This is a genomic window from Acidobacteriota bacterium (assembly GCA_016716905.1).
GTDB lineage: Bacteria > Acidobacteriota > Vicinamibacteria > Vicinamibacterales > SCN-69-37 > SYFT01.
Genome location: JADJUS010000004.1, coordinates 806503 through 830944, shown reverse-complemented (window position 1 = coordinate 830944; position 24442 = coordinate 806503). Strand labels below are relative to the sequence as shown.

25 protein-coding genes and 1 pseudogene are annotated in these 24442 nt (G+C 63.9%); 5 read left to right on the top strand and 21 right to left on the bottom strand.

The annotated features are described in order from the left end of the window. Nucleotides 1-348: 348 nt before the first annotated feature. The 8 genes from IPL75_07630 to IPL75_07595 form a co-directional block, all read right to left on the bottom strand. Nucleotides 349-1179: a hypothetical protein gene (locus IPL75_07630; GenBank protein MBK9240128.1), complete on the bottom strand. Its 831-nt coding sequence runs from the start codon at nt 1177-1179 to the stop codon at nt 349-351. A 778-nt stretch (nt 1180-1957) separates the two neighbouring features. After that, on the bottom strand, nt 1958-2278 hold the full coding sequence (locus IPL75_07625) for a type II toxin-antitoxin system RelE/ParE family toxin (protein ID MBK9240127.1): 321 nt from the start codon (nt 2276-2278) through the stop codon (nt 1958-1960). Further along, nucleotides 2254-2451, bottom strand: a complete 198-nt coding sequence (locus IPL75_07620) for a hypothetical protein (GenBank protein ID MBK9240126.1) — start codon at nt 2449-2451, stop codon at nt 2254-2256. The genes IPL75_07625 and IPL75_07620 overlap by 25 nt, the downstream gene beginning before the upstream one ends. A 272-nt stretch (nt 2452-2723) precedes the next feature. Next, nucleotides 2724-3044, bottom strand: coding sequence for an addiction module protein (locus tag IPL75_07615; protein ID MBK9240125.1), 321 nt, complete (start codon nt 3042-3044; stop codon nt 2724-2726). A 41-nt stretch (nt 3045-3085) separates the two neighbouring features. Then, entirely contained in the window at nt 3086-3541 is a 456-nt protein-coding gene (locus IPL75_07610; protein ID MBK9240124.1) for a hypothetical protein, read from the bottom strand. Between the two features lie 54 nt (nt 3542-3595). Continuing rightward, nucleotides 3596-4558, bottom strand: a complete 963-nt coding sequence (locus IPL75_07605; GenBank protein MBK9240123.1) for a TIGR03067 domain-containing protein — start codon at nt 4556-4558, stop codon at nt 3596-3598. A gap of 81 nt (nt 4559-4639) precedes the next feature. Next, on the bottom strand, nt 4640-4933 hold the full coding sequence (locus IPL75_07600; protein MBK9240122.1) for a type II toxin-antitoxin system RelE/ParE family toxin: 294 nt from the start codon (nt 4931-4933) through the stop codon (nt 4640-4642). Further along, nucleotides 4930-5112: a hypothetical protein gene (locus IPL75_07595; GenBank protein MBK9240121.1), complete on the bottom strand. Its 183-nt coding sequence runs from the start codon at nt 5110-5112 to the stop codon at nt 4930-4932. The genes IPL75_07600 and IPL75_07595 overlap by 4 nt, the downstream gene beginning before the upstream one ends. A gap of 170 nt (nt 5113-5282) precedes the next feature. Between IPL75_07595 and IPL75_07590 the strand changes: the two genes are divergently transcribed. Both IPL75_07590 and IPL75_07585 read left to right on the top strand, forming a co-directional pair. Then, a complete protein-coding gene (locus IPL75_07590; GenBank protein ID MBK9240120.1) occupies nt 5283-5639 on the top strand; it encodes a type II toxin-antitoxin system RelE/ParE family toxin in 357 nt (118 codons plus the stop codon). Continuing rightward, on the top strand, nt 5629-5961 hold the full coding sequence (locus IPL75_07585) for a helix-turn-helix transcriptional regulator (GenBank protein ID MBK9240119.1): 333 nt from the start codon (nt 5629-5631) through the stop codon (nt 5959-5961). Before IPL75_07590 ends, IPL75_07585 begins: the two co-directional genes overlap by 11 nt. A 62-nt stretch (nt 5962-6023) precedes the next feature. Here the strand turns inward: IPL75_07585 and IPL75_07580 are convergent, their stop codons facing one another. The 5 genes from IPL75_07580 to IPL75_07560 all read right to left on the bottom strand — a co-directional run bounded on the left by IPL75_07580 (nt 6024) and on the right by IPL75_07560 (nt 8385). Beyond that, nucleotides 6024-6626 carry a hypothetical protein gene (locus IPL75_07580; protein MBK9240118.1) on the bottom strand — a complete coding sequence of 201 codons (603 nt, stop codon included), beginning with the start codon at nt 6624-6626 and terminating at the stop codon, nt 6024-6026. A gap of 88 nt (nt 6627-6714) precedes the next feature. Continuing rightward, entirely contained in the window at nt 6715-7050 is a 336-nt protein-coding gene (locus IPL75_07575; protein MBK9240117.1) for a DUF86 domain-containing protein, read from the bottom strand. Then, a complete protein-coding gene (locus IPL75_07570; GenBank protein ID MBK9240116.1) occupies nt 7031-7336 on the bottom strand; it encodes a nucleotidyltransferase family protein in 306 nt (101 codons plus the stop codon). Before IPL75_07570 ends, IPL75_07575 begins: the two co-directional genes overlap by 20 nt. A gap of 158 nt (nt 7337-7494) precedes the next feature. Beyond that, on the bottom strand, nt 7495-7926 hold the full coding sequence (locus IPL75_07565) for an SRPBCC domain-containing protein (protein ID MBK9240115.1): 432 nt from the start codon (nt 7924-7926) through the stop codon (nt 7495-7497). 123 nt (nt 7927-8049) lie between these two features. After that, on the bottom strand, nt 8050-8385 hold the full coding sequence (locus IPL75_07560) for a hypothetical protein (GenBank protein MBK9240114.1): 336 nt from the start codon (nt 8383-8385) through the stop codon (nt 8050-8052). A gap of 208 nt (nt 8386-8593) precedes the next feature. Here IPL75_07560 and IPL75_07555 point away from each other — a divergent pair. Further along, a pseudogene (locus tag IPL75_07555) lies at nt 8594-9638 on the top strand (IS110 family transposase). 501 nt (nt 9639-10139) lie between these two features. Here the strand turns inward: IPL75_07555 and IPL75_07550 are convergent. Next, nucleotides 10140-10619 (bottom strand): energy transducer TonB, encoded by a 480-nt coding sequence (locus IPL75_07550; GenBank protein MBK9240113.1) that lies wholly within the window; start codon nt 10617-10619, stop codon nt 10140-10142. Between the two features lie 375 nt (nt 10620-10994). On the opposite strand from IPL75_07550, the gene IPL75_07545 reads away from it, so the two are divergent. Both IPL75_07545 and IPL75_07540 read left to right on the top strand, forming a co-directional pair. After that, nucleotides 10995-14357, top strand: coding sequence for an AAA family ATPase (locus tag IPL75_07545; GenBank protein ID MBK9240112.1), 3363 nt, complete (start codon nt 10995-10997; stop codon nt 14355-14357). Nucleotides 14358-14425: 68 nt separating this feature from the next. Next, entirely contained in the window at nt 14426-14866 is a 441-nt protein-coding gene (locus tag IPL75_07540) for a nuclear transport factor 2 family protein (GenBank protein MBK9240111.1), read from the top strand. 36 nt (nt 14867-14902) lie between these two features. Here the strand turns inward: IPL75_07540 and IPL75_07535 are convergent, their stop codons facing one another. The 7 genes from IPL75_07535 to IPL75_07505 all read right to left on the bottom strand — a co-directional run bounded on the left by IPL75_07535 (nt 14903) and on the right by IPL75_07505 (nt 24378). Further along, nucleotides 14903-16198, bottom strand: a complete 1296-nt coding sequence (locus tag IPL75_07535) for a protein kinase (GenBank protein ID MBK9240110.1) — start codon at nt 16196-16198, stop codon at nt 14903-14905. A gap of 7 nt (nt 16199-16205) precedes the next feature. Beyond that, the gene (locus IPL75_07530) at nt 16206-16904 is read right to left on the bottom strand and encodes a metallophosphoesterase (protein ID MBK9240109.1); all 699 of its coding nucleotides are present in this window, start codon (nt 16902-16904) and stop codon (nt 16206-16208) included. 7 nt (nt 16905-16911) lie between these two features. After that, nucleotides 16912-18333 (bottom strand): tryptophan 7-halogenase, encoded by a 1422-nt coding sequence (locus IPL75_07525; protein ID MBK9240108.1) that lies wholly within the window; start codon nt 18331-18333, stop codon nt 16912-16914. A gap of 6 nt (nt 18334-18339) precedes the next feature. Continuing rightward, nucleotides 18340-19662, bottom strand: a complete 1323-nt coding sequence (locus IPL75_07520; GenBank protein ID MBK9240107.1) for a radical SAM protein — start codon at nt 19660-19662, stop codon at nt 18340-18342. Between the two features lie 23 nt (nt 19663-19685). Beyond that, entirely contained in the window at nt 19686-20561 is an 876-nt protein-coding gene (locus IPL75_07515) for a hypothetical protein (GenBank protein MBK9240106.1), read from the bottom strand. Nucleotides 20562-22012: 1451 nt separating this feature from the next. Further along, the gene (locus tag IPL75_07510; GenBank protein ID MBK9240105.1) at nt 22013-23443 is read right to left on the bottom strand and encodes a hypothetical protein; all 1431 of its coding nucleotides are present in this window, start codon (nt 23441-23443) and stop codon (nt 22013-22015) included. A gap of 41 nt (nt 23444-23484) precedes the next feature. After that, on the bottom strand, nt 23485-24378 hold the full coding sequence (locus IPL75_07505; protein ID MBK9240104.1) for a caspase family protein: 894 nt from the start codon (nt 24376-24378) through the stop codon (nt 23485-23487). Between the last annotated feature and the right edge of the window lie 64 nt (nt 24379-24442).

Sequence of the window (24442 nt, the reverse complement as noted above, 5' to 3'; positions counted from 1 at the left end):
CCTTTTCACCAAGGTGAGCCCCCATCCCTCCAACGCTTGGCATCAGCCGCAGCGACGCCCGTTCTTACACGCGCCGCTGTCGGCTGCGCGCCGATGTGAGGCCGGTTTTCCCAACAGTACACGCCAAGACTTTCTTGCCATCCCTTTCGTCGACATGCATCGTGAACTCTGATGTTCCCGGCGGTGTCTTGAGCTGCCAGGGGTTTTCTTTGGTGCGATTCAGTAGCGCCATGGGTTGCCTCGATCGGCTCGGCGTGGACATTCAAGCCGCATAACGCCAGCCGTCAGCCGCAGCGGCGCTCATCATGGCACGCGCCGCCGTCGGCTGCACGGCAAGTGAGGCTCACGCTACGGGTGTCGATAGGTGCCTCCGCGGAGGTGGTAGCCGAACTGGAAGGTTGGGGATTCAAGGGCGACGGCGCTGGCGAGCGGGTGTGAGCCGCGGAAGATCCAGGATGGGGCGGTCTCCTCGCACGCCTGTTCCCGGTGACCTGCGAAAGCGATCCGGACGAGGTCAGTTACCGCTGATGAAGCAGGAGGGAAGATGGTCTGCATACCGGCCGAGCCTGGACCGCCGGTGACAGGGCCGGCTGGCGTACATTCAGCGGAGATAGTGAGACCGTCGACCACAAGGGAGCCAGACCATTGCCCTCGAGGGCCAGGACTGAGGCGGCCAGCGCCATATGAGGCGTAGTAACCCTTTCTGCTCATGTAGCTGACATAGGCATGGTCGGGCAGCCAGAAGTCGAGGGCGAGGAGTGGCCGACCTGGGCCGAGGTCGGTGGAGGGGTCGGATGGGGCCACACGAGCAAACCATAGAGCGAAGGCCCCATCGGCTGGCCAGCTTGGCGCGCGGCCATCGATGGTGAAGGTGCGCGCCCGGACAAGTTCGAGGAAGGAGACTCCCCACAGTTGCTTCGTTGGGTGTCGCCCGAGAAAGTCCCTTGCCCACACGACGTCGCCGGAAGCGAGCTCCGCGATGGTGGTGAATCGAAGATGTGAGGGCAACCGCTCCTGGACCGTTGCGGGGTCAAACGCGAGATAGAGCACGAGTTCTTCAGGCCCCGCTACAATCCATTCTGTCTGCGCGCCGGCGGGAAGAGCTTGCACGCTGGCAGAGAGGTCCATCGCAAGCAGAGCCGGGCTAAGGAGGGCGAGGAAGAGAACGTGCCTGTTCATGTCGAAGCCCCATGTGTGCCGTCGCTCTACAGTACGTCGTTACGAGCCTAACGTTCGCGGCTCACTTGCGGCGGCCGCCCGACCTGATTGCGAATTGCCCGGATACTACCGCGGCCGCCGTCAAGTGCAGCCGCTTGTTAGGCGGCATCGATTTAGGTGTCTCGCTCCTTGGACCACCAAAAGACGTCTAGATGAACCCGCTTCACTCTGGAGGCCTTACCGATTTCCGCAGCCACTGCTTGATATTGAGCGCTCACCTGAGGCGTAAGGTTCCTGACGCCTGGCCACAGCGGCAATTCAGCACCCTGCTTGGCCGCGCGTAATCGCTTCGCGGTGATTGAGTCCAGCGGCACCTCGCAGTAGGCCTCGACGCGGCCAAGATTGTAAACAGAGCGCAGGTGCGCACTGTACACGCAATCGCGGAGGTAAATGTTCAACACCTTCCGCGCTACGCCCCAACGTTGCCCTCCAGCGGGCAACTCGGACCGGATCCGAGCTGTTGCGCGGTCGAGTGCTCCTGCAAACGCGCCGGCATTGCGGACCGAGAAGGTCCTGAGAGGGAGCGCGCGAAGAGCCCGTCGCGCCGCCTCAGCCGTTCCCTGCGGATTACCGCGAACGGTAGAGGGCCCTACCGCAACTCGGGCGACACGGCTGCGGATCGCAGTCTCGAGGGAAGGGTTCGGACGAAGTGCCATTGGTTCGCTGATGCAGCCTAACGCTGGGCATCAGCCGCAGCGGCGCTCATTCTGACACGCGCCGCTGTCGGCTGCATGCCGAGTTAGCCCGCGTCCCCGGCACCCTCTGCGGACGCAAAGCTCCGCCGGCCTCGGACGAATGCGACGATGGTTACCTGGGTCTCGGTCAGCTGGTACATCAACCGAAATCCTCGAACAAACAGTTCTCGGGTCGGCGGATGGGATTGCTCGGGCACCAGTCGGCCGCGTTCGGCGAGGTGCGACAAGCGCTCGGCGGCTGCCAGGGTATCTGAAAGTACCAGCTGGGCGTTCTGTGGAGACGTTTTGTGAATGTACGCGACGACTTCGTCGAGCGACGCTGACGCCGACGCAGCCCACGCTACTTGTCGGACCCGACCAACCACTTGCGTCGCAATTCGGCTTCAACGAGTTCGTGGGGAACAACCCGACCCGCTTCGGCGTCGGCTTGGCCAGCCGCGATGGCTTGGGTCACGTACAGCTGATACTGCACGTCTTCAATCGTGCAGTCGTCCGGAAGGCGCTCAAGAACGGCCAAGACGGTTTCTTTTGTCGTCATCGAACCTCCCCGTTCTGAGTATACGCCTCACCTTCGACGTCACGCCGTCCGGTGCAACGCAAGTTAGACCTCAACGCCTCGATTTCCACTCTGCGGGGTCCCGGCGCGCGTGCAACACGCCTACGACCACGACACAATCGTCGACCAACGCGAAGAACAGGCCATAGGGAAAGTGCGAAACTTGCGTCCGAGGCCGGGGCTCCGATCTTCGTACCACTGTTCGGCTTCAAGCAGTTCGCGCTCGGCTTGCGGCCGAAAGACAACCGGGAAGCTCATCGTCCGGCGTAGAGCCTCTTTCGAACTGCTTCCCAGGGCACGGCGGTCGCCGGATCTGCCACGTGCTCCTGCAGGCGTCGGTCGAGTTCTTCCGACTGTTCAGGTGTGAGCTCCAAGGCAGCCGCTCGGCTGGAGTCGCCAAGGCTCGCCCACAGGGCCATGGCCAAATCAACCCGTTCGTCTTCCGGGAGCTTCAGCAACGCAGCCATCACTTCTGGATAGGTGGGCGTCACATCCACCTGGACGCTGGGGCATGAGCCGCGGCGGCTCGATTGATCGGGCGCCGCGTTTCGCTGACGGTTACGGCCCAGACCCAAATCGACCAGCAGACGCGCCTCTTGTCGGCGGCGGCAGCCGGTCAGGCCTGCCTCTCTTTACGATGTCGCCCGGTGACGGTCATTGACACTCGGAACGCGACCGTCATGAGAACGCCCGTCAGAAAGGGCGAAGCCAGTATGAGCATTCCCGCGCCAATGTTGGCGCCACCCTTGCCGTTATTCTTCCAGTACTCGTATCCATCGTAGTAGTTTGCTCCCCACACCACCACCGTGACAGCAAAGCCGATCGCCGCTGCCGAGACGAGTGCTGTGGTCACTGCCCCAGTGGTCGCTCGCATCCTGGCCGGCGCGATGGCTGCGAGCACAACGAACGGCAATGCGGCGATGATTCCCTGCATGATGGTGACGCCGGGCTCTCCCATGAATCGACCGGGGCGCGCGGTCACGTTCCAGAACAGCCAGTCACCAGCGAACACGCAGAGTACGGGCACAAAAACAGCCATGGCCCACAGAGATACAACAACTCTCGACTTCATCGTCTCCTCCCAAGCCCGCAGGCGGTGTCACGCCCTCGACCAGGACTGACCACGCTACTTGACGCGAGCAAAGACGAAAAGAACGGCACTGGGAGTCTCGCTGGTCGCGGTCAACATGGTGGGGCGAATTCCTTCACCCAATGTCCCAAATAGGATCGTGAGGCTGTCGTCGGTAACCTCATAGATACACAGCTGTGTCTTGCCCTTACTCCGGCCCGCGGTGTGCGTGATATCCAGCGTTTTAGGTACCGTTGACTCGTCGGCGGTCCAGATCGCTTCCCCGCCCTCTGCGGTCCAACGCCCGTCTTTCTCGAATTTCATTGCGATCTTGGGAAGCTGAGACGCCGGCAACGGAGTGCCCCCAAATTCACCGCGCACGGCCTTCCATTCGCCGACCAGTTGCAGCGAGCCGGCCTGCCCGCGGTTAGGCAGCGCGATCGCTACGTTGTCTGGTTCGCGCGTCCGCCCCGGCCCGACGAACAGGGCCGCCAGTTGGGCGATCGACGTGTACCCGAGCTTGTCGTAGAGTTGCTGGGCCTCGACAGAATAGTCGCCGCCCAAGAGGTCCTTCGGATCTGTTTGTGGATCCTTGATCATGAACACCTTCGTCACACCTGACACGTCCCGCCCTTTGTCGGTGCGACCCACTGGGGGGCGCTGTGGCTGTCGCGGAGGCACAAGGAATGCATGGCTGAACCCGCGCTCTCGCGCGATGTCGTACACCGCGCGAAACAGGACGACACCTCCCGCAGTAACGGTCGGCACGAAACCCTTCATGTCCAGGACGGAGTAGTTCACCCCGCGCTCGATCTCGGTCACCGTGACGTCGTAGCCGGGCTCCACCACCGTGTGGAGGTAGAGGCCCTTGTCGGTACGCATCTGGGTCTGGGGAGGAGCCTGGTCCAGCGCCAAGACAGACAACTGCACGGCCCCAAGGACACCCAGCAAGACAGTACCGGTGATTACTGCAAAGCGACGCATGTGATCTCCTCTGGCCGTGACGAGACGTGGCTTCATGTCGGCCTAACGCTAGCGTTCACCAGCGGCGGCCACTTGATTGCACCGGACGCCGTCTGGTGCAACGCGATGTTGGGCTGCCTATTTGACGTCGGCCGGGAACTCCCGCGTGCCCCTAAACACGGTGACGATTTCAACGGCCGAACCCTGAAACCGATAGACGATGCGGTATGGCCTGACGATCAATTCGCGAATGGCAGCGTCATGACGCTCAGGGACAACACGCCCTGACTCTGGAAAGCTCGCCAGTTGTTCGACCCGAGCCATGATGCGGCGCACCACCAACTCGGCGTACTGAAACGAATCCGCACCGATGTACGTTTGAATCCCGACAATATCGTCTGCCGCTTGGGGCGACCAGATGATCGGCGTCACAGTCCGAGGCGCCGCTTCACCTCATCGTGTGGAACACCTTTGCCGGCGTCGAGTTCCGCGAGCCCGGCCTCGATCTTCGCCAGGAACACGAGCCGCTCGATGGCATCTTCGAACGTCGCATCCGGCGGCAAGTGGTCGATCGCCTCTCGAATCTGATCCCGTGTTGTGGTTTCAGGCATACCCCAATCCTAACGGATCCTTTCCTGACCTGATCGTTCGGCTGGTCCCGGTCAGCCCAACGCTTCGGCATCAGCCGCAGCGGCGCCCATCATGACACGCGCCGCTGTCGGCTGCATGCCGAGTTAGGCTGCGTTGCGTACATGTCAGATGCGACATATAATGACACGTCATGAGTCCGCACGACAAGCCGTTGGTGTGGCTCAAGGGGGAGGTCAAGACGCCACCCCTGAGCGACGCCGCTCGGGTTGAGGCTGGGTTTCTCCTGCGGCGATTGCAGCGGGGCGAACTGCTCGGATTGCCGGCGTCGAGACCGATGCCAACGATTGGCAGCGGCTGCCACGAACTTCGGATCCGTGACGGCGAGGCGAACTGGCGAGTGATGTACCACCTGGCTAACGACGCGGTCGTGGTGCTTGATATTTTCGCCAAGAAGACGGATACGACGCCGAAGGCGGTGCTGGACGCCTGCCGCCAGCGACTGGCGAAGTGCCACAAGGCCACGAAAGGAACACGAGATGCGCACTGAGAAGAAACGGCAATTGGAACGCGCCGGTTGGGTCGTCGGCGACGCCGGAGATTTTCTCGGATTGTCGGCCGAGGAGCGCCGATTCATTGATGCGAAACTGGCCCTCGCAGACGGACTCCGGCGTCGTCGGGAACGACTCGGATTGACGCAGTCTGCGCTCGCGGAACGATTGGGATCCAGTCAGTCCCGTGTGGCGAAAATGGAGGCGGCTCACCGAACGGTCAGCACCGACCTCTTGTTGCGTTCGCTGTTTCGACTGGGTGCTAGTCCCACGGATGTGGCCCGCCTTCTTGCCGCGAAGACCCCGGTTCACGCAGCCTAACGCTGGGCATCAGCCGCAGCGGCGCTCATTCTGCCACGCGCCGCTGTCGGCTGCATGCCAAGTTAGCCGGCCGACACTGAAGGCATGGTCAAGACGAAGCATCCCCAGTCAGGTCCCTGAGTCGCAACGAGGATCCAGGTACCTGAATGTAAGAACGCAATGCCCGAGGGAAAGAAGTACTCACGTTCGGCTTCAGGGATGACCGCGCCTGGCCCCGGTACTGCGTGCGCGACGGTAACGCCCACAAAGCGGTACTCGCCGTCGGTGCCAACGCGTCGAGCCCGGACCAGGAGGTCCATCTTCGGTTGATGATGTAGCGGCGACCACCAGATCTTTGGCGCGGCCCGCTTTCGTGGATCGGGCGAATCTGTTCCAGAGAGCTCCCCGCCAACCACAAATTCGCCAGACCGGAGTGGCCCGCTTCCGCGGCCGACGACACACCTACGTTCGGTCGTGCCCGAGGTCTCTGGGGATGAGAACAGAGCTTTCAAGCGCTGGGGAGGACGAGTGCCGGTCGGATAGACCCCAGCGTCTTGCTCGGCTGCGGCCACGATCTCTCGCTCGGTGGAGCCCCGCAAGTACGTTGATGACGACGACTGTTGGTCGTTGGCTGATACCCAACTGGCCATCAAACCGGCGCCAATCACGAGAAGTGAACGGAACATAGGCTGCACCTCGATTTTGTCCGGCTAACGCTAGCGTTCACCAGCGGCGGCCCATCATTGCACCGGCCGCCGTCTGGTGCAACGCGGGTTAGGCCTTGAGTATCGATGAGATCTGATCCCGCAATTCCGGGATCCTTGTGGTGACCACGTCCCAGACCAGGGTGTAGTCCACGCCGAAATACCCGTGAATCAAGCGGTCGCGCATGCCGGCAATGCCGCGCCAGGCGACCTGCGGATGCTCGGCACGAAATGTCTCTGGAACACGCTTGGCCGCCTCGCCAATGATTTCAAGACTGCGAACGAAGGCGCGCTGCAGCGTGGGGTCGTCGAGAAAACGGTCCAGTACGACGCCGTCGCTCTTCGTGATCAGGTAGTCGATCTCGACTTGGATATGCCGGAGATAGTCACGCGGCTCGAAGGACATCTCTGGCCTCGGCGAGAATGCGCGGCCCCAGGTAGGGCGACAACGCTTCTGTCGTCACGAGTTCAACCCGATGTCCGAGCTGCCGCTCAAGCAGGTCTGCCAGGGCTTCGAAATGGTTGAAGGTCTTCTGGCCGGGCGCGAACTGGACAAGGAAGTCGACATCACTGTCGGGCCGCGCCTGATCGCGTAGGACGGATCCGAAGAGCGCCAACCGGACCACCCCGAGCGCACGAATCTCCGGCGCCACGGCGGTCAGCCGCGCTTCGGTTTCATGACGTGTCAGCACGGTCGTAGTCACAGGTCTACTGTAGTCGTTCAATCAATCTGAGCCAAACGCTGGCCGAGAGGCCTAACGCCCGGCTTCAGCCGCGGCGGAACCAAACGATTTCATACGCCGCCGTCGGCTGCAAGCCGAGTTAGGCCGGCCCCCGTTGCGCCCGTAACTCAAACATCGAGACGCCTGTCGTATGGGACAGCTTCGCCGACCTCCAAATGGCGCCGCAGTATTCGAAGGTACAGGGCCCAGCAGTGGCATGAGGTCCGGTAGTGTTCGTTGGGTTCGGGCCAGCCGAGATGGCGGAACCGCACTATCGTGCCGGTTCCAGATGCCGTCAGATCGAATCCGACGATGGTGTTGGTCCAGTCGCGGTCGGCGTCGACCAGCCGTAATTCAAAGGCGGCACCCGGTTGAGCAACGGTCACGACCGCATGCCAGAGATAGTTCGGCCCGAAGTCGAGCTCATACACCGATCCGACTAAGGGCTGCCCGCTTGATCGAAGGGTCCACCACTGATCGAGCATGGCGGGCTGGCTGACGCCCTCGAATACTCGGTGCGGTGGTACCTGAATCGGGAAGTCCTGAAGAATGTCTGCCACTGGTCGTCCAATCTGACTCGGCCTAACGCCCGGCTTCAGCCGCGGCGGAACTGAATGCTTGCACCATCCGCCGTCGGCTGCAAGCCGTGTTAGACCGCCTGTGTGAACGGCAAGAGCGTTTGCTCACGTCAACCACCGGATCAACCCTAGGACCAAGCCCAGCACAAAGATAGAGCCGAAGATTTCCTTGTTGTACTGGGCGAGCCACACCGGTAAGTAGATGTCGAAGTTGGGCTGACGATCGGTCGTATAGCGAGCGGCCACGGCCGTCAACGGGCACCTGAATCGGTTGACAACTAGGACACCGACCTCAACAAGGACGATAGCGGACAGCCAGAACCAGAGATGAAACCTGCGCTGCCATGCCGCGACCGGCACCGCCAACACGGCGCTGGCAAAGAACGCCCACACGATGGTGTGAATCCAGCGAACCGCTCGAAGAGCGACCGAGGGTGTCATGTGAATCAAAGGGCTGGCATTCCGGACATCTGATGGCCGATAGGCCTCCGACGGTCTAACGCCCGGCTTCAGCCGCGGCGGAATCAAATGCTTGCACCGTCCGCCGTCGGCTGCAAGCCGATGATTCTCATACAGCCCTCCTCCTGCTCCACCGTGACGGTAGGCTCGTAGCAGGGTGAATGCGCAGAGCGCGCAGAAGGAGGACCAAATGCGATTCTACAACCAGACACACGAGCACTATTGCGGGATCGATCTCCACGTGAAGACCATGTACGTGTGCATCCTCGATGCGGCCGGCAAGGTCTTGGTGCACCGGAACATGCCATCGACGCCGGAGGCGTTCCGCGACGTCGTCGCGCCCTATCGCCAGGGCCTGGTCGTCGCGGTCGAGTGCATGTTCACGTGGTACTGGCTGGCCGATGTCTGTGCGGACGACGGCATCGCGTTCGTGCTGGGGCACGCCCCTGGCGATGAAGGCCATCCACGGCGGCAAGGCCAAGAACGACAAGATCGATTCCCACAAGATTGCCGTCCTGCTGCGAGGCGGCCTGCTGCCGCAAGCGTACGTCTACCCCGCCACGATGCGATCGACCCGCGACCTGCTTCGCCGGCGGCTCCACCTCGTGCGGAAGCGAGGCGAGCTCCTCGCGCACATTCAGAACACCCGCGCCCAATACAATCTGCCCGTGTTCGAGAAGCGCCTGGCCTACGCGGCCAATCGCGACGGAGTCCCGGACCACTTCCCGGATCCCAGCGTGCGCAAGAGTGTCGAGGTCGACCTGTCGCTGATCGATCATTACGATGAACTCATCACGGATCTGGAACTGACCATCGTCCGCGAAGCGAAGCGGCACGATGCCGACGCGTTTCACCGGTTGCGGTCCGTGCCGGGCATCGGCAAGATCCTCGCGCTGACCATCCTCTACGAGATTCATGACATCACGCGCTTCGACCGCGTGCAGGAGTTCGCCTCGTATGCCCGCTTGGTGAAGGGCCGCCACGAATCGGCGGGCAAAGTCGTCGGGGGTGGAGGCGCGAAGCAGGGCAATGTCCATCTCAAGTGGGCGTTTTCAGAAGCGGCCGTCACGTTTCTGCGTCAGAACCGGGAGGGCCAACGGCTCAAGGCGCGGCTCGAACGGCGCCACGGCAAGGGGAAAGCGCTCTCGATCCTCGCGCACAAGATCGGACGCGCGGTCTACTACATGCTCGCGCGCCACACCGTCTTCTCGATGGAGAAGTTCCTCGCGGCGTAGCGAGGCGAGGGTGGGACGAACCAGACGTCTAAGTGGAGCCACTCGGGACTGAGTCCCCAGGATCGTGCACTCGTGCGTCCCCGAGCGCCGCCGCATGATCATGGACCCCAAGTCCGGCAGCCCCGCCGATGATGAGACGCTCACCTTCGCCTCGCTGCATCGCGCGGCCCCGATTGCCGCGGCCCCTTCCCCGAGCCTGGAGATAACGGACGCACCGCACGGTGACGTCGCCCGTCATGAGGAGGCCGGTACAAGGGCACGACTGAGTTTCTAGGCCGCGAGCGCGCACGCGCTCGCACTCCGCCACGCGGAGGCTGAGCCTCAATAGGTGTTGGGTGCCGTCGCAATCTGACGCACCAGTGTGAGAAACGAAGACCGCGACGACGGACGGCCGCGACCGTAACGACCTACTTCACTGGGACACGCGACGCACCCGGTGACGATACGGGTCTGTCGTCTTGACAACCGGAGGGCTGATAGGTGTTAGCCGGCCGTCGCTCATCACCGGTGGCCAAGCTCCATCGTGACCGTCGCGAACACGGGTACCGCCGTCCCGGCTTCAAGTCGCCCGCCACTCCCCATGTCATTTGTAGCGACTAGCAAACGGGCTGGCTCAAACCGCCAAGCCTTGACGGCTTCCACTGCCTTGCGATCCACGTCTTCGCGAACCCCACGCAGCATACAACTCTCCGTGACCAGTCCGGCCGCATCGATTCGAACCTCGATGATGGCGACGTGTTCTCCGGCGAGCGGCGGCAAGTCGGATAAGTCTGGCTCCACTCGATGGACCTCGCGCGGTGGGTGCACGCCAGACCGAAACCCATTCCCGCGGTAGACGCACCTTTGCGCGTCGATGCCCGACTGACCAGCGCCTGACGCTTGCGCAATCGTTGGGACTTCATCCGCTTGTCGGCATGCGGAGAGTGTGGCCACTCCCATCAGGATGCAGCACCAGAACTGGAGTTGACTTGAAGTCCGCATCCTGAATTCAGTCCGGCTAACTACTCTTGGAGTAGACCGCCAAACGAACCCCTGCAGCCATGCAAGGCGCTGTGGGAGGTCGCCTCTCCTTAACTCGTTGACCCGATGCATGATATCCGTCAGGCCCTCAGACCTCAACAGATGCATGGCTGCAACGCCCGCGCATGGCTGCAGCCCGCGAGGCGAGTCGCAGCCGATCCTGTGGACTCTTCACCCCAAGCCCGCCAAGGTTGAGTCGCCACGCCCCAGCAACTCCCTCGCCGCACCCGGCAGCATGATCACGCGATCTTCTGTCCCTTGCCGCGCCGAATCGACGCCCCTTCAGCCCCTTCACGCCTCGTGTGAAACCAAACGCACTAGAGTAAAATCCGCCGAGTGACCCGCACCGCGGAGTGGCTGAAGCACGTCGGCCTCGAGAAATACGCCCCACTCTTCGCCGAACACGAGATCACGTTCGACGTCCTGCCCCACCTCACGCAATCCGATATCGACCAGCTCGGTCTTCCCACCGGGCCGCGGCGGCGGCTGATGGTCGAGATCCAGGCGTTGGCCGCGGCGGGGCAACCGGCGGTCGTGGAGGCTCCGGCAGCGGTCGATGTGTCTCCGGCCGTCTCACGTGGGGCCGAGCGCCGCCAACTCACCGTGATGTTCTGCGACCTTGTGGGATCGACATCCCTGGCCGAACGGATGGACCCCGAGGAACTGCGCGAGTTGATGCAGACCTACCGCAAGGCCTGCGGCGACGTGGCCGCGCGGTACGAAGGACACGTCGCCCAGTACCTGGGCGACGGGCTGATGGTCTATTTCGGCTGGCCGTTGGCACATGAAGACGACGCCCAGCGCGGTGTGCACGCCGCTCTGGAAATGGTCCAGGCGGTGAAGGACATTGCCGCCGTGCAGCCACTGGCCGTGCGCATCGGCCTGGCCACCGGCCCGGTGGTCGTGGGCGAGGCGTCTCGTGAAGGCCATACCGAGGCCAACCTTGCCGTGGGTGAAACACCGAACCTGGCGGCGCGCCTGCAGGGACTTGCCGCGGCTCATGAAGTGGTCATCGCGCCGGCGACCCGGCGGCTGATCCGCGACGGATTTGCGCTCACCGATCTCGGGACGCGCACGATCAAGGGCTTCGCCGAACCGATACAGGCCTGGCGCGTGGATGCCGTGCATCGAACGAAAGGGCGCTTCGAGGCTGCGCACGGTGGCACTGAACTGTCGCCACTGATCGGCCGCGACGAAGAAATCGCGCTCCTGTTGCGCCGATGGCAGGAGGCGGCCCACGGCGACGGGCAGGTGGTGCTGATTGGCGGAGAGGCCGGCATCGGCAAGTCGCGACTCAGCCAGGCGTTGCGCAAACGCATCACGGGGCCGCACACCGTGATCCGCTACCAGTGCTCGCCCTATCACCTGAACTCGGCGCTCTACCCGTTCATCGAACAGTTCGAGTTCCTGGCGGGCTTCTCGCGCGACGACAGCGCCGACCAGAAACTCGACAAGATGGAAGCCGCACTGGTGGGCACTGCGGAGGAGATAGCCGAAGCAGCCCCTCTCGTAGCAGAAGTGCTGTCACTACCGACGACGCGATACCCCGCCCTGAAGCTCTCGCCGCAGAAGCAAAAGGAGAAAATCCTTGACGCCCTGTCGAGCCAGCTGGAAGCGCGGGCGAGACGCGTGCCGGTCCTGATGTTGTTTGAAGACGTGCATTGGGTGGACCCCACCAGCCAGGAACTGCTTGAGGTCCTGGTGCCGAAGATCCAGAACTTCCCACTGCTGCTCGTCACCACGTACCGGCCCGAGCATGCGCCGCCGTGGGCAGGCCAGCGCGGCGTCACCACGCTCACGCTCAATCGACTGGGCCGGCCGCAGGTGGCGCAGTTGGTAGACAAGGTCACCGAAGGCCGCGCACTGCCGCCCGAAGTGCTCGCCGAAATCCTGTCGCACACCGATGGCGTGCCGCTGTTTGTGGAAGAGCTCACCAAGTCGGTGCTGGAATCAGGTCTGCTGTCAGAACACGACGGCCAGTACACCCTGCTTGCGCCCCTGGGTGCGCTCGCGATTCCCACTTCGTTGCGCGACTCGCTGGCCGCCCGCTTGGATCGACTGGCGCCCGTCAAGGAAATTGCGCAAATTGGCGCGTGCATCGGACGAGAGTTTTCCTACGACCTGATCTCACGCGTCTCAACGCTCACCGGTGAACGCCTCGAAGCGGCGCTCGAACGACTCGCCGAAGCCGGCCTGGTCATTCGCCGCGGCACTCCGCCGGACGCCAATTACACCTTCAAACACGCGTTGATGCAGGACGCCGCCTACGATTCACTGCTCAAGAGCCGGCGCAGCCAGCTGCACGCGATGATTGCGCGCGTCCTCGCGACGGACTTTGCGAGCCGCGTGGCCCACGAGCCGGAATGGCTCGCGCACCACTACACACAAGCCGGCGATGTGGCGGCGGCCGTCCCCCTCTGGCGCGACGCCGGCGAACTCGCCATCAAACGTGTGGCCCTGGTGGAAGCGGTCGCCCACTTCCAGAAAGGGCTGGCGCTGCTCAACCAGCTGCCACCATCAGGAGACCGCGACGCGATCGAACTCACCATCCGCGAGAAGTTGAACGCGGCCTGGGCCGGACTGCGCGGATGGGCCGCCTCAGAGATCGATGCCAATTCCGCAGCGATTCTCAGGCTGGCAACCAGCCAGCACAACACACGAAGCCTGCTGCTGGGCCTCTGGTGGATCTGGACGAGTACGATCACGCAGGGCCGCATCGCCGATTCACTGCCATGGGCCCAACGCCTGCTCGATGAAGGCCGCGACACCGGCGACCTGGATTTGCAGATCTTCGGACACGCCACCGTGATGGTGCCCCGATTCTTCAAGGGGCAGCTTGCCGAGGCGCGTCGGCACCTGGACCGCGTGCTGGAGCTGTACGACCCGCAACGCGCCGAGCAATGGATTGAGCTGACCGGCCACGACCTGCGGACGTTTGTGGAAGTGTATGGCTGCCAGCTCCTCTGGATGCAGGGCTACCCGGACCAGGCCATGCAGATGAGCGACCGCAGCGGCGCGCACGCCCGCTCGGTCGGCCACGCCTTCAACCTGGCCTGGGCCCTCACATTCAGCGCCTACACCTTCGTCTATCGGCGCGAGCCCGATCGGCTCCTCGACAGACTCGACGAAGTTGATCGCCTGGCCCGCGAACAGGGCATCGCGTTCATCTATCAGGTGTCTGCGCCGCAAGCCACGGGCCTGGCGCACCTGCAGTCAGGACGGCCGGCGGACGCGGCCCGCCTGCTCCGCACGGGCATCGAAAGCTGGACGAGCCGCGGTGGTCACGCACGCGTCCCGTTTCTCAGGTCGGCGCTCGCTGAAGCGCTGGCGCTGCAGGGGGATCTCGATACGGCGCTCAACCTCATCGACGAGTGTATCGATCAGATCGAACGGCCCGCCTGGCACGAGCGCCTCTGGCTGCCGGAAATCCTCCGTCTCAAGGGCTGGATGCTGATGCGCCAGGGCCGCGACGATGAGGCGGAAGTCGCGCTGCGTGGGTCGATTGAGACCGCCATCGAGCAACAGGCGAAGTCGTGGGAACTGCGCGGCGCCACGACGCTGGCGACCCTGCTGGCGCGGCGCGGGCAACGCGAGGACGCGCGCGCGCTGCTGGCCCCCGTCTTCGGGTGGTTCACGGAAGGTTTCGAGACACGGGACCTCAGGGACGCGAAAGCGCTGCTCGACACATTGAATAGTTGACCGGCGGCCGCGTTCGCACCAGAATAGCGACGCTTACCCCACCCCTCTCTTACCGGAGCCCTTCAGCCATGAGCAAAAAAGCCGCCAGCAAGTTTCCGCCCGCCATCGTCAGGGCACACAAGAACTACGTCAATGCGATCAACTCCAACGATATCGACCGCGTGATGGCCAACTACGACAAAGACGCCGTGGTGATGCAGCCGGATGGCCCGCTCGTCAAAGGGCACGGCCCCCTGCGGAAATGGGTGGCCGACTACTTCTACGGCTACAAGACCCACTGGGTGAAGATCTCGAAGGTGATGTGGATGGCCGGCGACTACGGCTTCGACCAGGGCCACGACACGGCCGTGGACAAGCCGATCAAGCGTAACAAGGCCGGCAAGATCATCGGCTACGGCAAGCCGATCAAGCAGAACGTCAAGGGCATCCTGGTCTACAAGCGCCAGAGCAACGGCGAGTACAAGGTGTACCGCGACATCTGGAACAACAACGTCGCGCCCAAAGGCTGAGCGGTGTAGCCGGGTCTTCAGACCCGGCTGCTCAAATCACACCGTGGGGTCGTCGCCGGCGCCTTCGTCGGCGACGGTCGAGGGTGGCGGATCGCACGTCGCTGCCCACGGCACGAGCGCACTGAGTGTGTCGGGCCGCTCGTCGGGATTCACCCGCAGCGCGCGTGACATGAAGTCGTAGAGCTCGTCGCTGACGCCGTCACCGATGTCGGCCGCGGGCGGCAGGTGCAGTTCCGCCTTCTCCTGCACCAGGCCAAACAGGTTCTTCGCGTTGAACAGGTGCCGGCCCGTCAGCAGTTCAAACGCCAGGCACCCGAGCGCATACACATCGGTGCGTCGATCGAGGCGGCCGCGATCGAGCTGCTCGGGCGCCATGAACGCCGGCGTCCCCATCACAAATTCCTCGGCCGCTCCCGTCTCGTCATCACCGGGCAACGCGATCGGCACGGCGAGTCCGAAGTCTGTGAGTTTCACGCGGCCCTCGCGCGTGATCATCACGTTGGCGGGCTTGAGGTCGCGATGCACCAAGCCGCGACCGTGCACATACTCGAGCGCGCAGGCGAGTTGGCCAAGGATCGCCCTCACCTGCGGCTCAGGCAGCCGCCCGCGCAGTTTGACCATGCGGCGCAGGTCCATCCCATCGCACAATTCCATCACCAGGAAATACGTACGGTAGGCGGGGAACAACCGCTTGAGTTTCGCGATGTTCTCGTGATCCAGGCTCTGATGAAGCGCGGACTCCTGGTGAAAGCGCGCCAATGCGGCCGCATCATAGATGAGCCGGTAGCTCATCATCTTGAGCGCGACGATGTCGCCGGTGGCCACCTCTTCAGCCTGATAGACCACCGACATGCCGCCGCGGCCGATGCTCTGCAGGATGCGGAAGCCCTCGATGCGCTTGTCGCCGAACCCGTCATGAAAGCTGCGGCCGAGGCGATCCGCAACGAGCTTCGTCAGCACCAGGCCCAGCTCAAGGTGCCGTACGGCCAGTGCATCAAACGAGGCCGTGGGAACAAGGAGCGCCCTGACGGGTGAATCCGCAATCACATCCGCGGTCCGCGCCTCGCGCGTGACCAGCGCCATCTCACCCACGATGTCGCCGCCCCTGAAGCGGCCGAGCAAGTGGCCGCCGGACTGGTCCTGGAGCTGCGCATGCGCGGTGCCTTCAAGCAGAATCAGGAGACCGTCGGCGGGGTCCCCTTGCCGCATCATCAGCGCTTCGGGCTGATACGCGCGTTCTTCGGCTGCCGCAAACATCTCGCGCATGGCGAGGTCCGACAGGCCCGAGAGCGGCCGGCAACGGCGAAACAGATTCCAGGTCAGCGGGTCCATCTGGTCGTCACCACTCCGGAATATCGATCACAGTGGGCGGCCGCACCATCTGGTAGTCGTCGTTCACCACGCTGACGTTGAAGATGGGTACGCCTTCATACACGTAGCGGCCGTGGCCGCCGTGCAGGTGGCCGCACACCACCAGCTTCGGCCTGATGCGCGCGATGGCCTCAAGCAGCTCGGTACTGCCGAGGTGCTCCATCCCTGCGGAGCCGGGATGGTCAAACCGGTCGCCATGCCGGTAGGGCGGTTGGTGCGTGACCAGGATGTCGGTGCCTTCCGGAATCGCCGCGTAGACGTCAGCGAGCTCGCGCGGCGACTTCATGAACGCCCATGAGGCAAACTCGCGCGTCCAAGGCGAGGCCCAGATTGAAATCGAGCCCCCGCCGGCGCCGGTGCGAGGAACGGTCGTGCCGGCATCCACAAGAATCTGGCCCTCAGCCGCCTCGGGCGAACCGCTCTCGAAGTGACATGCCTGCCCGCACCAGTCGTGATTGCCCCACGTGAGGATCTTGTGTCTGGCTGGCGCCTTGGCCAACCAGGGCCTGGCGTACGCGTCGAACCAGTCTTTCTGCCGATCGGGATGGTCGGACGCAACCTCCGCTCCAACGCGATCCGGACACACATCCCCGGCCACCAGCAGCAGGTCGCAGGGTGGAATCTCAGGCAGGTGCCCGTGCTGATCGCTCAGGGCCACAATCCTCATGGACGGCTCACGATTCGCATTGCGGTATCAGAATGCCACGACCGAGCATCCATCCGGCAATCGCCAGTCCAGATTCCGCAGGAACCCCCGGCGCCCACGACTGGACCACTTGCAGGGGCGTCATACCGGGACGCACCTCGCGAAGCAGGGGGGCCAGCTCCCAGCCGCCGAGGTACGCCACTGGCCCATCCAGCGCCGGGTGGTGGAGCGCGGGCCCCAGCGCAACGAAATCGGAGCCGAGCCGTGGCACTTCAATCAGTTCGGCGTCCGGCGACACCTGGACCGGCGCGCCCGACGCGATTCGCGCGGTCATTTCTTCGGGAGGCGCAGGGGGAACGTACGGCTGTGGACTGCCCACAGGGATGGACCGGTCCGTCCAGAAGGGTGAGTGCTCGCGCGCTGCCACGCTGGCATAGTGGCCCGCAGCCCAGGCACGGTGCCGATGCGACGCCTGCGCAAGACTCTCGCGATAAAACCGGACGGCGGCGTCACTGTTCTCAGGTTTGCGGAGCAGCGTGTTGACGACGACCGCACCGGAGAGGGCCGATTGAATCGCCTTCTGGACGCCGCTCGAGGAGAGCGGATCGAGCGCGAGCGCGGAATCGCCGATCTTGATCTGTGTGCGCGTCACACACTCGTCATCAAGATACGGCGTGGCGTCCGCCAACAGGACCCGGCCCACCATTCGGGGCTCGTCACAACCGTCCATCAAGCCGGCGCGGCCCAGCAGTTCGTGAAAGCGCGTTTCACGCGCCAGTCGGCCCCGGCCGCCGAGGCTGGAGCCATCCACAAAGACAAGCGTGTTGTAGAGGCCGTCCGGGAGCGGCACTCCCCAGTACCACTCGTTCGCGCCCGCGCCGATCCGCGGCTGTGCCGGCAGGCGCTTCCCTTCCCAGTAGGCGTACACGGCAACGGTCTTCGGGCCCGTTCGACGTCGGCGGCCCGCGAGAGCGGCGGCACGTCCTGTGGCATCAACGAGATATCGGACGCGTAGGTGGCGGAGAGACCCAGCGGCCTCAACGCCTAGCCGCCAGCCGTCATCGTCCTTCGCGAACTCGCGAACCACCGCCGGTTGCATCACCTCCACACCGAGCGCGCGCGCACGGTCTGCCAGTAGCGCGTCGAACCTTCCGCGATCGACGAGCAGGCCTTGCTCACTCGCATCGACGCGTTCGGCGAGTGGGCCGTCCCAATTCGACAACACGCGCCGCACGGGCGTGAAACCGGCGGCTTCAACCGTGTCGCGTGCGCCGATGGTCGCAAGCAACGGAAGCACGCCCGGACTGAGTGACTCGCCCAGATGATGCCGGGGAAACGTCTCGCGTTCGACGAGGCAGACGGCCAGACCGAGTTGTGCGAGTCGCGCGGCCATCACGCAGCCGGCCGGACCGGCGCCCATGACACATACGTCGGCGGAGAGCGGCGTCATAGGGCCCTACGACACCTCGGCCGGGGTCCGCCGATCTTCCCCGAGGCCTGCGGGCGAGAGGCGCAAATACGCGTCGAGGCAATAGTGCAGCCACCCGCGGATGTAGTCGCACGCGGGCCGCCCACGGCTGATGACCTCATGGTGGCACCCGCCTCCGCACATGTAGCGCGCCCAGCAGTTCCGACACGGTTCCTGGGTGTGGACGTGGCGATCGGCCAGCCACGCCGATCGGCGCACCTCATCCACACCAGCGCCGAGTGAGCCCATTGCGCCCTCGGCATCGCCCACGAACCGGTGGCATGCGGCGAGATCGCCGTCGGCGGATACACCGAGATAGCCGGCGCCCGCGCCACACGGGTAGGGACGATGGGTGCCGCGCTGAATTTCGCGCAACGCATTCACCATGTTTGCGAACGGGTAACGCTGACCGGCCAGCATGCGGCGTTCGAACTCACGGCCGCACGCAATCATCTCGCCGAGCATGATCTCGAGATCGGCGGGCTGCATTTCGCCCCTCCCCGTCGGAGCGGCCAGCATGGGCGAAAAGCCGACGCTGTGAAACCCGGCGTCCACAAACTGATCGAGTGTCTCGCGCAACTCGATGTTCGCCGGCGTTACTGTCACGCGCGCGGTCACCTGCATCTGGCGCTGGCGCGCGAACAGTGGCTTCAGATTCTCCATGATCCGGTCGAAGCTGCCCTTCCCACTCTTGAAGGGGCGATTGGCATCGTGCGTGTCGCGCGGGCCATCCAGGCTGATCGTGACGGCGAACCCGAACTCCTCAAAAAACGCTGCGTCGGCTTCCGTGAGCAGCGTGCCGTTGGTGGTGATCGAGAAGTTCAGCGTGACACCACGCGCGGCGGCGCGTTCGGCGGCCCGTCGGGTCGTGGCCTGCAGCACCGGTCTGTTGACCAGAGGTTCACCACCGAGAAACGCGAGATTCAGGCGAGCCCCCGGCGCGGCTCCGTCCACCAGGAGATCGGCCGCCTGATTGGCGAGGTCGGCCGACATGTTCTTGGCCGGGCCGCCGAACTCCCCTTGCTGCGCGTAGCAATAGGTGCAGCCGAGATTGCACTTCTGCGCGATGGCGAGCGAGAGCGCATGCACCGGCGGTGCGGTCAGCGGGGTGTCATCGATGTAGGGGGTACCGCCCAGGCCAACACGATCGAGCAACTCGCCGACGCGTCCATCACCCATCGCGTCGCTGAACTGGCCGAAGAGCTCGGAGTCGGCATCGAACAGCCGGCTGCCATCGGGGACAAACACGTGCCGGCCGAGCGCACTCTCAATCAGGTGAACGTCGCGTGACCGCGGCGCCGACGCCGACATGAAGTGACGCGCATCGGCGCGACTCACCCGTTACCTTTCCCGTCGTTGTCCTTGCCGCCGATCGCGAAGCGCAGCCACTTTTCCCAACCCTTGAACAGGTCGTCGTACAGCACCAGGCGCGAGTCCACGTAGTCGTCGGGAATGTATGTGCCGGTCCGGTCCTTCTGCAGCCAGTTGTCGCCGGCACTTGCGCCTGTCGATGTGGGCTCGACGTTGACGAAGTCTGGCCGCGCGGCGGCCCAGTAGTAACACGAGCACTCGCGATAGTCGTTCTGCCACGGCGAGCACAATCCCTGCGTCAGCTCTCCCGCTTCGGCCAGCACACGCGAAATCACCGCGGTGTCGTCTTCGAAGAACGGACGCACCTTGAGTTCGTGGGTGACATACGTGGTCTTGTCATCGCTCCATGGCTGTTGACCGAACCACGCGGGGGTGCGCGTGAAGTCACACGTGACCGTCTGGCCCACACGCGCGTGCAGCATCTTGGCCAGCGCGTTGGACCACTCCAGTGGCGCGAGCCCCCACGGATTGGCATCCGTGGAATACACCACCGATTGATTCACGGTGTCGGCCGGCGACGGGCCAATCGCCTGCGCCATCGTCAAGAACGGTTTCTCCGTGCCGTATGAGATGCGCAGCAACCGGCACCCCTTGAGGTGCTTCAGCGCCGGATCGGTGACATCGGTTACGAGGTTGTCGTATTCGCGGATCACGATGCCCTCGAACACGCGCCGCCACACCGCTCGCAGGTCCACCTCAAGCCCCGGGGTGCAGTTGGCGATCGCGCTGACGGGGCGCGTGCTGACCGGATTGCCTCTGGCGACAAAGTTGATATCGAGGTGCCGTTGCGCAGAGAGATTGCGCGCGGTCAACACGGCCTTGGGCTGGTCCGCTTCGATGGTCGCCGGATCGGCACCGCCCACATCGATCGGCTGTCCCGCCGCGCGATAGATGGTGTTGATCTGTCGATGCGTGAGCGCGAGGTAGTTGCCGTCCGCGCCACACATGAGCGCCGGCATCTTGCGGCGCCCGTTGTCGGTGAAGTCGGCCACTTGTTCCGGCTTCCGAAGCAGGGATGGGAACCAGGGCGCCGCCCCGGCCTTCAACGCTGCGTACACCTGCTGGTGCAGACGCATGATGGCGAGTGTGTCGGCGGTCTTTTCGCTGAACACAGGCCGCATGGGGCGCAACACGTCGAAGGCCTCTTCGGCAGGCATGGTGTCGAAGTCGAGCGGATCGCGCGCATCCACCGGGTTGCCGTTCATCACGGCGACGTTGAGGAAGCGCACCGTTTCAAAGGCGCGGCGAATGATGTCTTCGGCGCGCGCGCGCGTCTCTTCAAACGACTCATGCTCGATCCGGGGTCCGAAGATGACCTGGTCGAGGTCATCGCAAAGATTCCGCACGAACAGTGAATCGGGCACCAGCATCGGGGGCCCGGCCGTGATGCGTGCAACGGCCGACAGGGCCGTCGCGCCCTTCCTGCCCTTGAGCTTCACTTCCACGATGCCGTCACACGCGTCGTCGAGATACCCGCGCGAGATCGCGATGTTGTTGTTCAGCCAGCAGGGCGCCGGCGGAATGATCGAATAAAGCGACGGCGGCAGGGTCTCGCTCACGAACTTGCCGTGATAGTTGGGAATGGCGTCGTCAATGCCGGCAGGCGGTTCAAACTTGTACCAGCCTTTTTTCCGGTTGTAGATGCGACGGCTCTTCGGCACTTCGTAGATGCCGGGATTGTCGGCTCGCAGCTCCGCGAGCTCGGCATCAGTGAGGTTTGAGCCGTAAATCAGACCCTGCGCCGGCGAGAACCGGAAGCGGATCTCCGGATACTGGCGCGTCGGCTTGATGAACCGGACACTGCCGAAGTCGATGAATCGCTTCGGCGAAATAAAATTGGCGCAGTGCCCTTTCAGGTGCTGCGGCGCGTGGCTGGAAAACCAGCCTGTTTCAGCCAGCACGGCATCGTTAGGGTTCGAGGTCCGGCGCTCGACCTTCCGATTGGCCACGCTCACCTGCCACGACAGATCTTTGACGGTGCAGCCGTGCTGCTTCAGCAGCCCGACCGTCAGTGGCTGCCAGGTCTTGGAGCGATCGACGCGCGCGAACAATTCAAGGAACGGCGCCACCGGACGGATGCGCCCATTGTCTTTGAATGTGATGTCCTTCGGGGTGTGGCTACCTGAAATCGCGCCGGTCTTCGGGTCCACCCTCAGGGTTTCCTGCGGCACGATGCGCCGGTAGTCCAACGGATGCTCGTCGTTCTCCACCATCGTGAAGTTGTCGAGCGGCTCTGGCGCCGAGCCAAGGCGGCCGATAGCCAGCGGTGGAAGGATGCGGAGTTCGCGAATCATTTCCGGCCTCCTCGAACGGCGGGCCGCAGGCCGGCCAGCACTTCGTCAATGAACGCGATGGACTGGAGGTCGAGGTCGCGCAGCACCGCGAGGTACTGCCGTCCGTCAGCGGTCTCATCTTTGTGATGCTTCATGTTCGGGTCCAGGAGTGTGGAAACGAGTTCCTGAGAACTGGTGACCAAATCCCGATGCTGCCGCCAGATGTCGGTTTCCGACGCCGGCAAGACCAGCGTGTACGGCATCTGGAAGGGTGGTCCGGCCCTTTCAGAGTTCCTGGCGCCGCCGATCGGCAACCTGACGAGGATGCCGGCGATGGCCTTGATGTTGTACATCTCACCAAAGACCTTGGACATGATCGCGGGGCGCAGGTCGTCGGGCTTGCCCAGGTTGATTCGCCGCAGCTGGAATGTGTGCGTCAGGTAGCTCAGCAACATGCGGTAGCGCACGTTGAACAACGCAGCCCATGTGCGGGAAGGCTCGGCGGTAATGGGCGTCGAGCCCTTGAGGACTTGACCGGGCTCGACGACCACCGGATTCGTGGCCACACGACGAGAGGGAGACCACTTCTTGTGTTTCTTCTGGATCTGCTGCAGCTCATGGAAGATCGTCGCGAACCTGACGAAGTGCGACGGCTCATCCTTCACCGCTGCGCGATGGTGCGGCGATTCGCCCTGACCGGCGACATCCTTGAGCGCCGCGACCGCTTCTGTGCGCGTCGCCATCTGGGTGATGATCACGCGCGTTTTGCGCTCGTGGGGCGGCGGCGCATCACCCGGCACGGCGTGCGGCGGGAACGGACCCGGCCGATAGCCGCGTCCCCAATCGTCGAACGACGCCTGGATGCCGTAGGTGTTCGCGTCGAAGTCTGAATCCAGGATCTTCTTCGGGTCGCTGACGATTTCGATGATCGCGTCGTAGACCTCACCCACCGGGTGTCCCACGTGCAGTCCCAGCTCACGCTTGGCCGCTTTCGCCACTTCGTAGTACTTCTTCTCGTCCTCGCTGAACACCGCCGGCATTTCCGCAAAGACGTACTTGGCCAGCGATCGGCGTGTCAGCGGTTCCAGGCAGAACTCAAAGGGATAGTAGGGGGTATCCCACGGATAGTCTTCGCGTTCAAAACTGAGCGGGCCTCCCAGCAGGCAGATGCAGTTCTGCACGGTCAGCAGATGCCCCATTTCTTCACGGGCGATCGTGAGGATCGCGTCGCGCCACTCGTGCACCTTGCGCTCGTGCTCGCGCGCATCGTCGCCGCCGAGTGAATAGGCGGCATAGAGGTACTGGACCATCAACGCCTGCTCGAGCTCAGCCGCGATCTTGAGCAGCATGATGAGGTAGTCGCGCCACGCCATCTCCGGAGGCTTCGGAGGAAGCGGATGCTCGTGAATATGCAGTTGCTTACTGCTACTGCGAGGCGTGGCGGGCATGGTGGTGGGCTCCTGTGCTGAATCCGGCGTTGACTATAAACTCACCGGCTGGGCCGAGCAAGAAACGGGCGTGCGAGCACTGCGGGTGCGCCCATCGCCTCGGGGTGCTGGGTGCGGTATTCGGCGGTGCTCTTGCGGATGGTCCTGGCCACACGGGCCACAACCTCGTCAAGCGGAGCGGTGCGGCCCCCAGGCGCGTTGAGTGCCTTCAGCAGGTAATGGGTCAACACACCGTGCGACCTCTTGGGCCGCCCAAACGCCCAATCCCACGAATACTCCTCCACGGTCGCTGCCGCGATCAGCGCCCCGTTGAGCCGGTGGACCACGCGGCGCAATCCGGCCGGCTTGCCACGCCGCCGGGCACGGGCGGCCCGAAGCGCCTTGACCACGGTGTGGTGCAACGCGACGGTGCGTATGCCCCGCCCGAGCGCCCGCGCCGTACGGAAATCGCGCGCCAGTCCGCCGGAAAAACAGGAGTCGCAGATCCAGAGGAACTCCACGCCCTCCGGGAGCGGCTCGAAGATCTGCTCGAAGTCGAGGTCGGTAATCAGTCGCGGGCCCGTCCAGTCAAAGTCCACCGGGCAGATCGCGTCGTGCAACTTGTGGCGATGGGCGTGCGGGCCGGGCATTGGAAACGGTGTGCCGTGGCCGCTGTAATAAAACAGGAGCCGGTCGCCGGGGCGCGCCCCCTTCACCAGCCATCGCAAGGCGGCAACCATCGCCTTCCTGGTGGCGGCCGCATCGGTCAGGAGGCGCACCTGCGAGCGATTGAACCCGCGCTTGCGGACCACGAAGTCCGCGATCGCGCGCGCATCATTGACGCAGCCGTCGAGGGGAGTGAAGTCCTTCAGCGGCCCCGAGGTTCGTACCGGGTACGCGTTGATGCCGACAATAACGGCCCGGTCCACCGGACCAGTATCGGAGACTCGCGACATAACAGGCTGGCGCATCATACGCCATCGTTCTGTCCTTCCGCGTGGCGGGGCTGGGCTAGACTGG

Bases quoted from the DNA above. Each gene is read 5' to 3' on its own strand.
- IPL75_07630 (MBK9240128.1), bottom strand. From the start codon at position 1,179: ATGAACAGGCACGTTCTCTTCCTCGCCCTCCTTAGCCCGGCTCTGCTT.
- IPL75_07620 (MBK9240126.1), bottom strand. From the start codon at position 2,451: ATGACGACAAAAGAAACCGTCTTGGCCGTTCTTGAGCGCCTTCCGGAC.
- IPL75_07610 (MBK9240124.1), bottom strand. From the start codon at position 3,541: ATGAAGTCGAGAGTTGTTGTATCTCTGTGGGCCATGGCTGTTTTTGTG.
- IPL75_07605 (MBK9240123.1), bottom strand. From the start codon at position 4,558: ATGAAGCCACGTCTCGTCACGGCCAGAGGAGATCACATGCGTCGCTTT.
- IPL75_07595 (MBK9240121.1), bottom strand. From the start codon at position 5,112: ATGCCTGAAACCACAACACGGGATCAGATTCGAGAGGCGATCGACCAC.
- IPL75_07590 (MBK9240120.1), top strand. From the start codon at position 5,283: ATGAGTCCGCACGACAAGCCGTTGGTGTGGCTCAAGGGGGAGGTCAAG.
- IPL75_07585 (MBK9240119.1), top strand. From the start codon at position 5,629: ATGCGCACTGAGAAGAAACGGCAATTGGAACGCGCCGGTTGGGTCGTC.
- IPL75_07580 (MBK9240118.1), bottom strand. From the start codon at position 6,626: ATGTTCCGTTCACTTCTCGTGATTGGCGCCGGTTTGATGGCCAGTTGG.
- IPL75_07575 (MBK9240117.1), bottom strand. From the start codon at position 7,050: ATGTCCTTCGAGCCGCGTGACTATCTCCGGCATATCCAAGTCGAGATC.
- IPL75_07560 (MBK9240114.1), bottom strand. From the start codon at position 8,385: ATGACACCCTCGGTCGCTCTTCGAGCGGTTCGCTGGATTCACACCATC.
- IPL75_07550 (MBK9240113.1), bottom strand. From the start codon at position 10,619: ATGCGGACTTCAAGTCAACTCCAGTTCTGGTGCTGCATCCTGATGGGA.
- IPL75_07540 (MBK9240111.1), top strand. From the start codon at position 14,426: ATGAGCAAAAAAGCCGCCAGCAAGTTTCCGCCCGCCATCGTCAGGGCA.
- IPL75_07535 (MBK9240110.1), bottom strand. From the start codon at position 16,198: ATGGACCCGCTGACCTGGAATCTGTTTCGCCGTTGCCGGCCGCTCTCG.
- IPL75_07530 (MBK9240109.1), bottom strand. From the start codon at position 16,904: ATGAGGATTGTGGCCCTGAGCGATCAGCACGGGCACCTGCCTGAGATT.
- IPL75_07525 (MBK9240108.1), bottom strand. From the start codon at position 18,333: ATGACGCCGCTCTCCGCCGACGTATGTGTCATGGGCGCCGGTCCGGCC.
- IPL75_07520 (MBK9240107.1), bottom strand. From the start codon at position 19,662: ATGTCGGCGTCGGCGCCGCGGTCACGCGACGTTCACCTGATTGAGAGT.
- IPL75_07510 (MBK9240105.1), bottom strand. From the start codon at position 23,443: ATGCCCGCCACGCCTCGCAGTAGCAGTAAGCAACTGCATATTCACGAG.
- IPL75_07505 (MBK9240104.1), bottom strand. From the start codon at position 24,378: ATGTCGCGAGTCTCCGATACTGGTCCGGTGGACCGGGCCGTTATTGTC.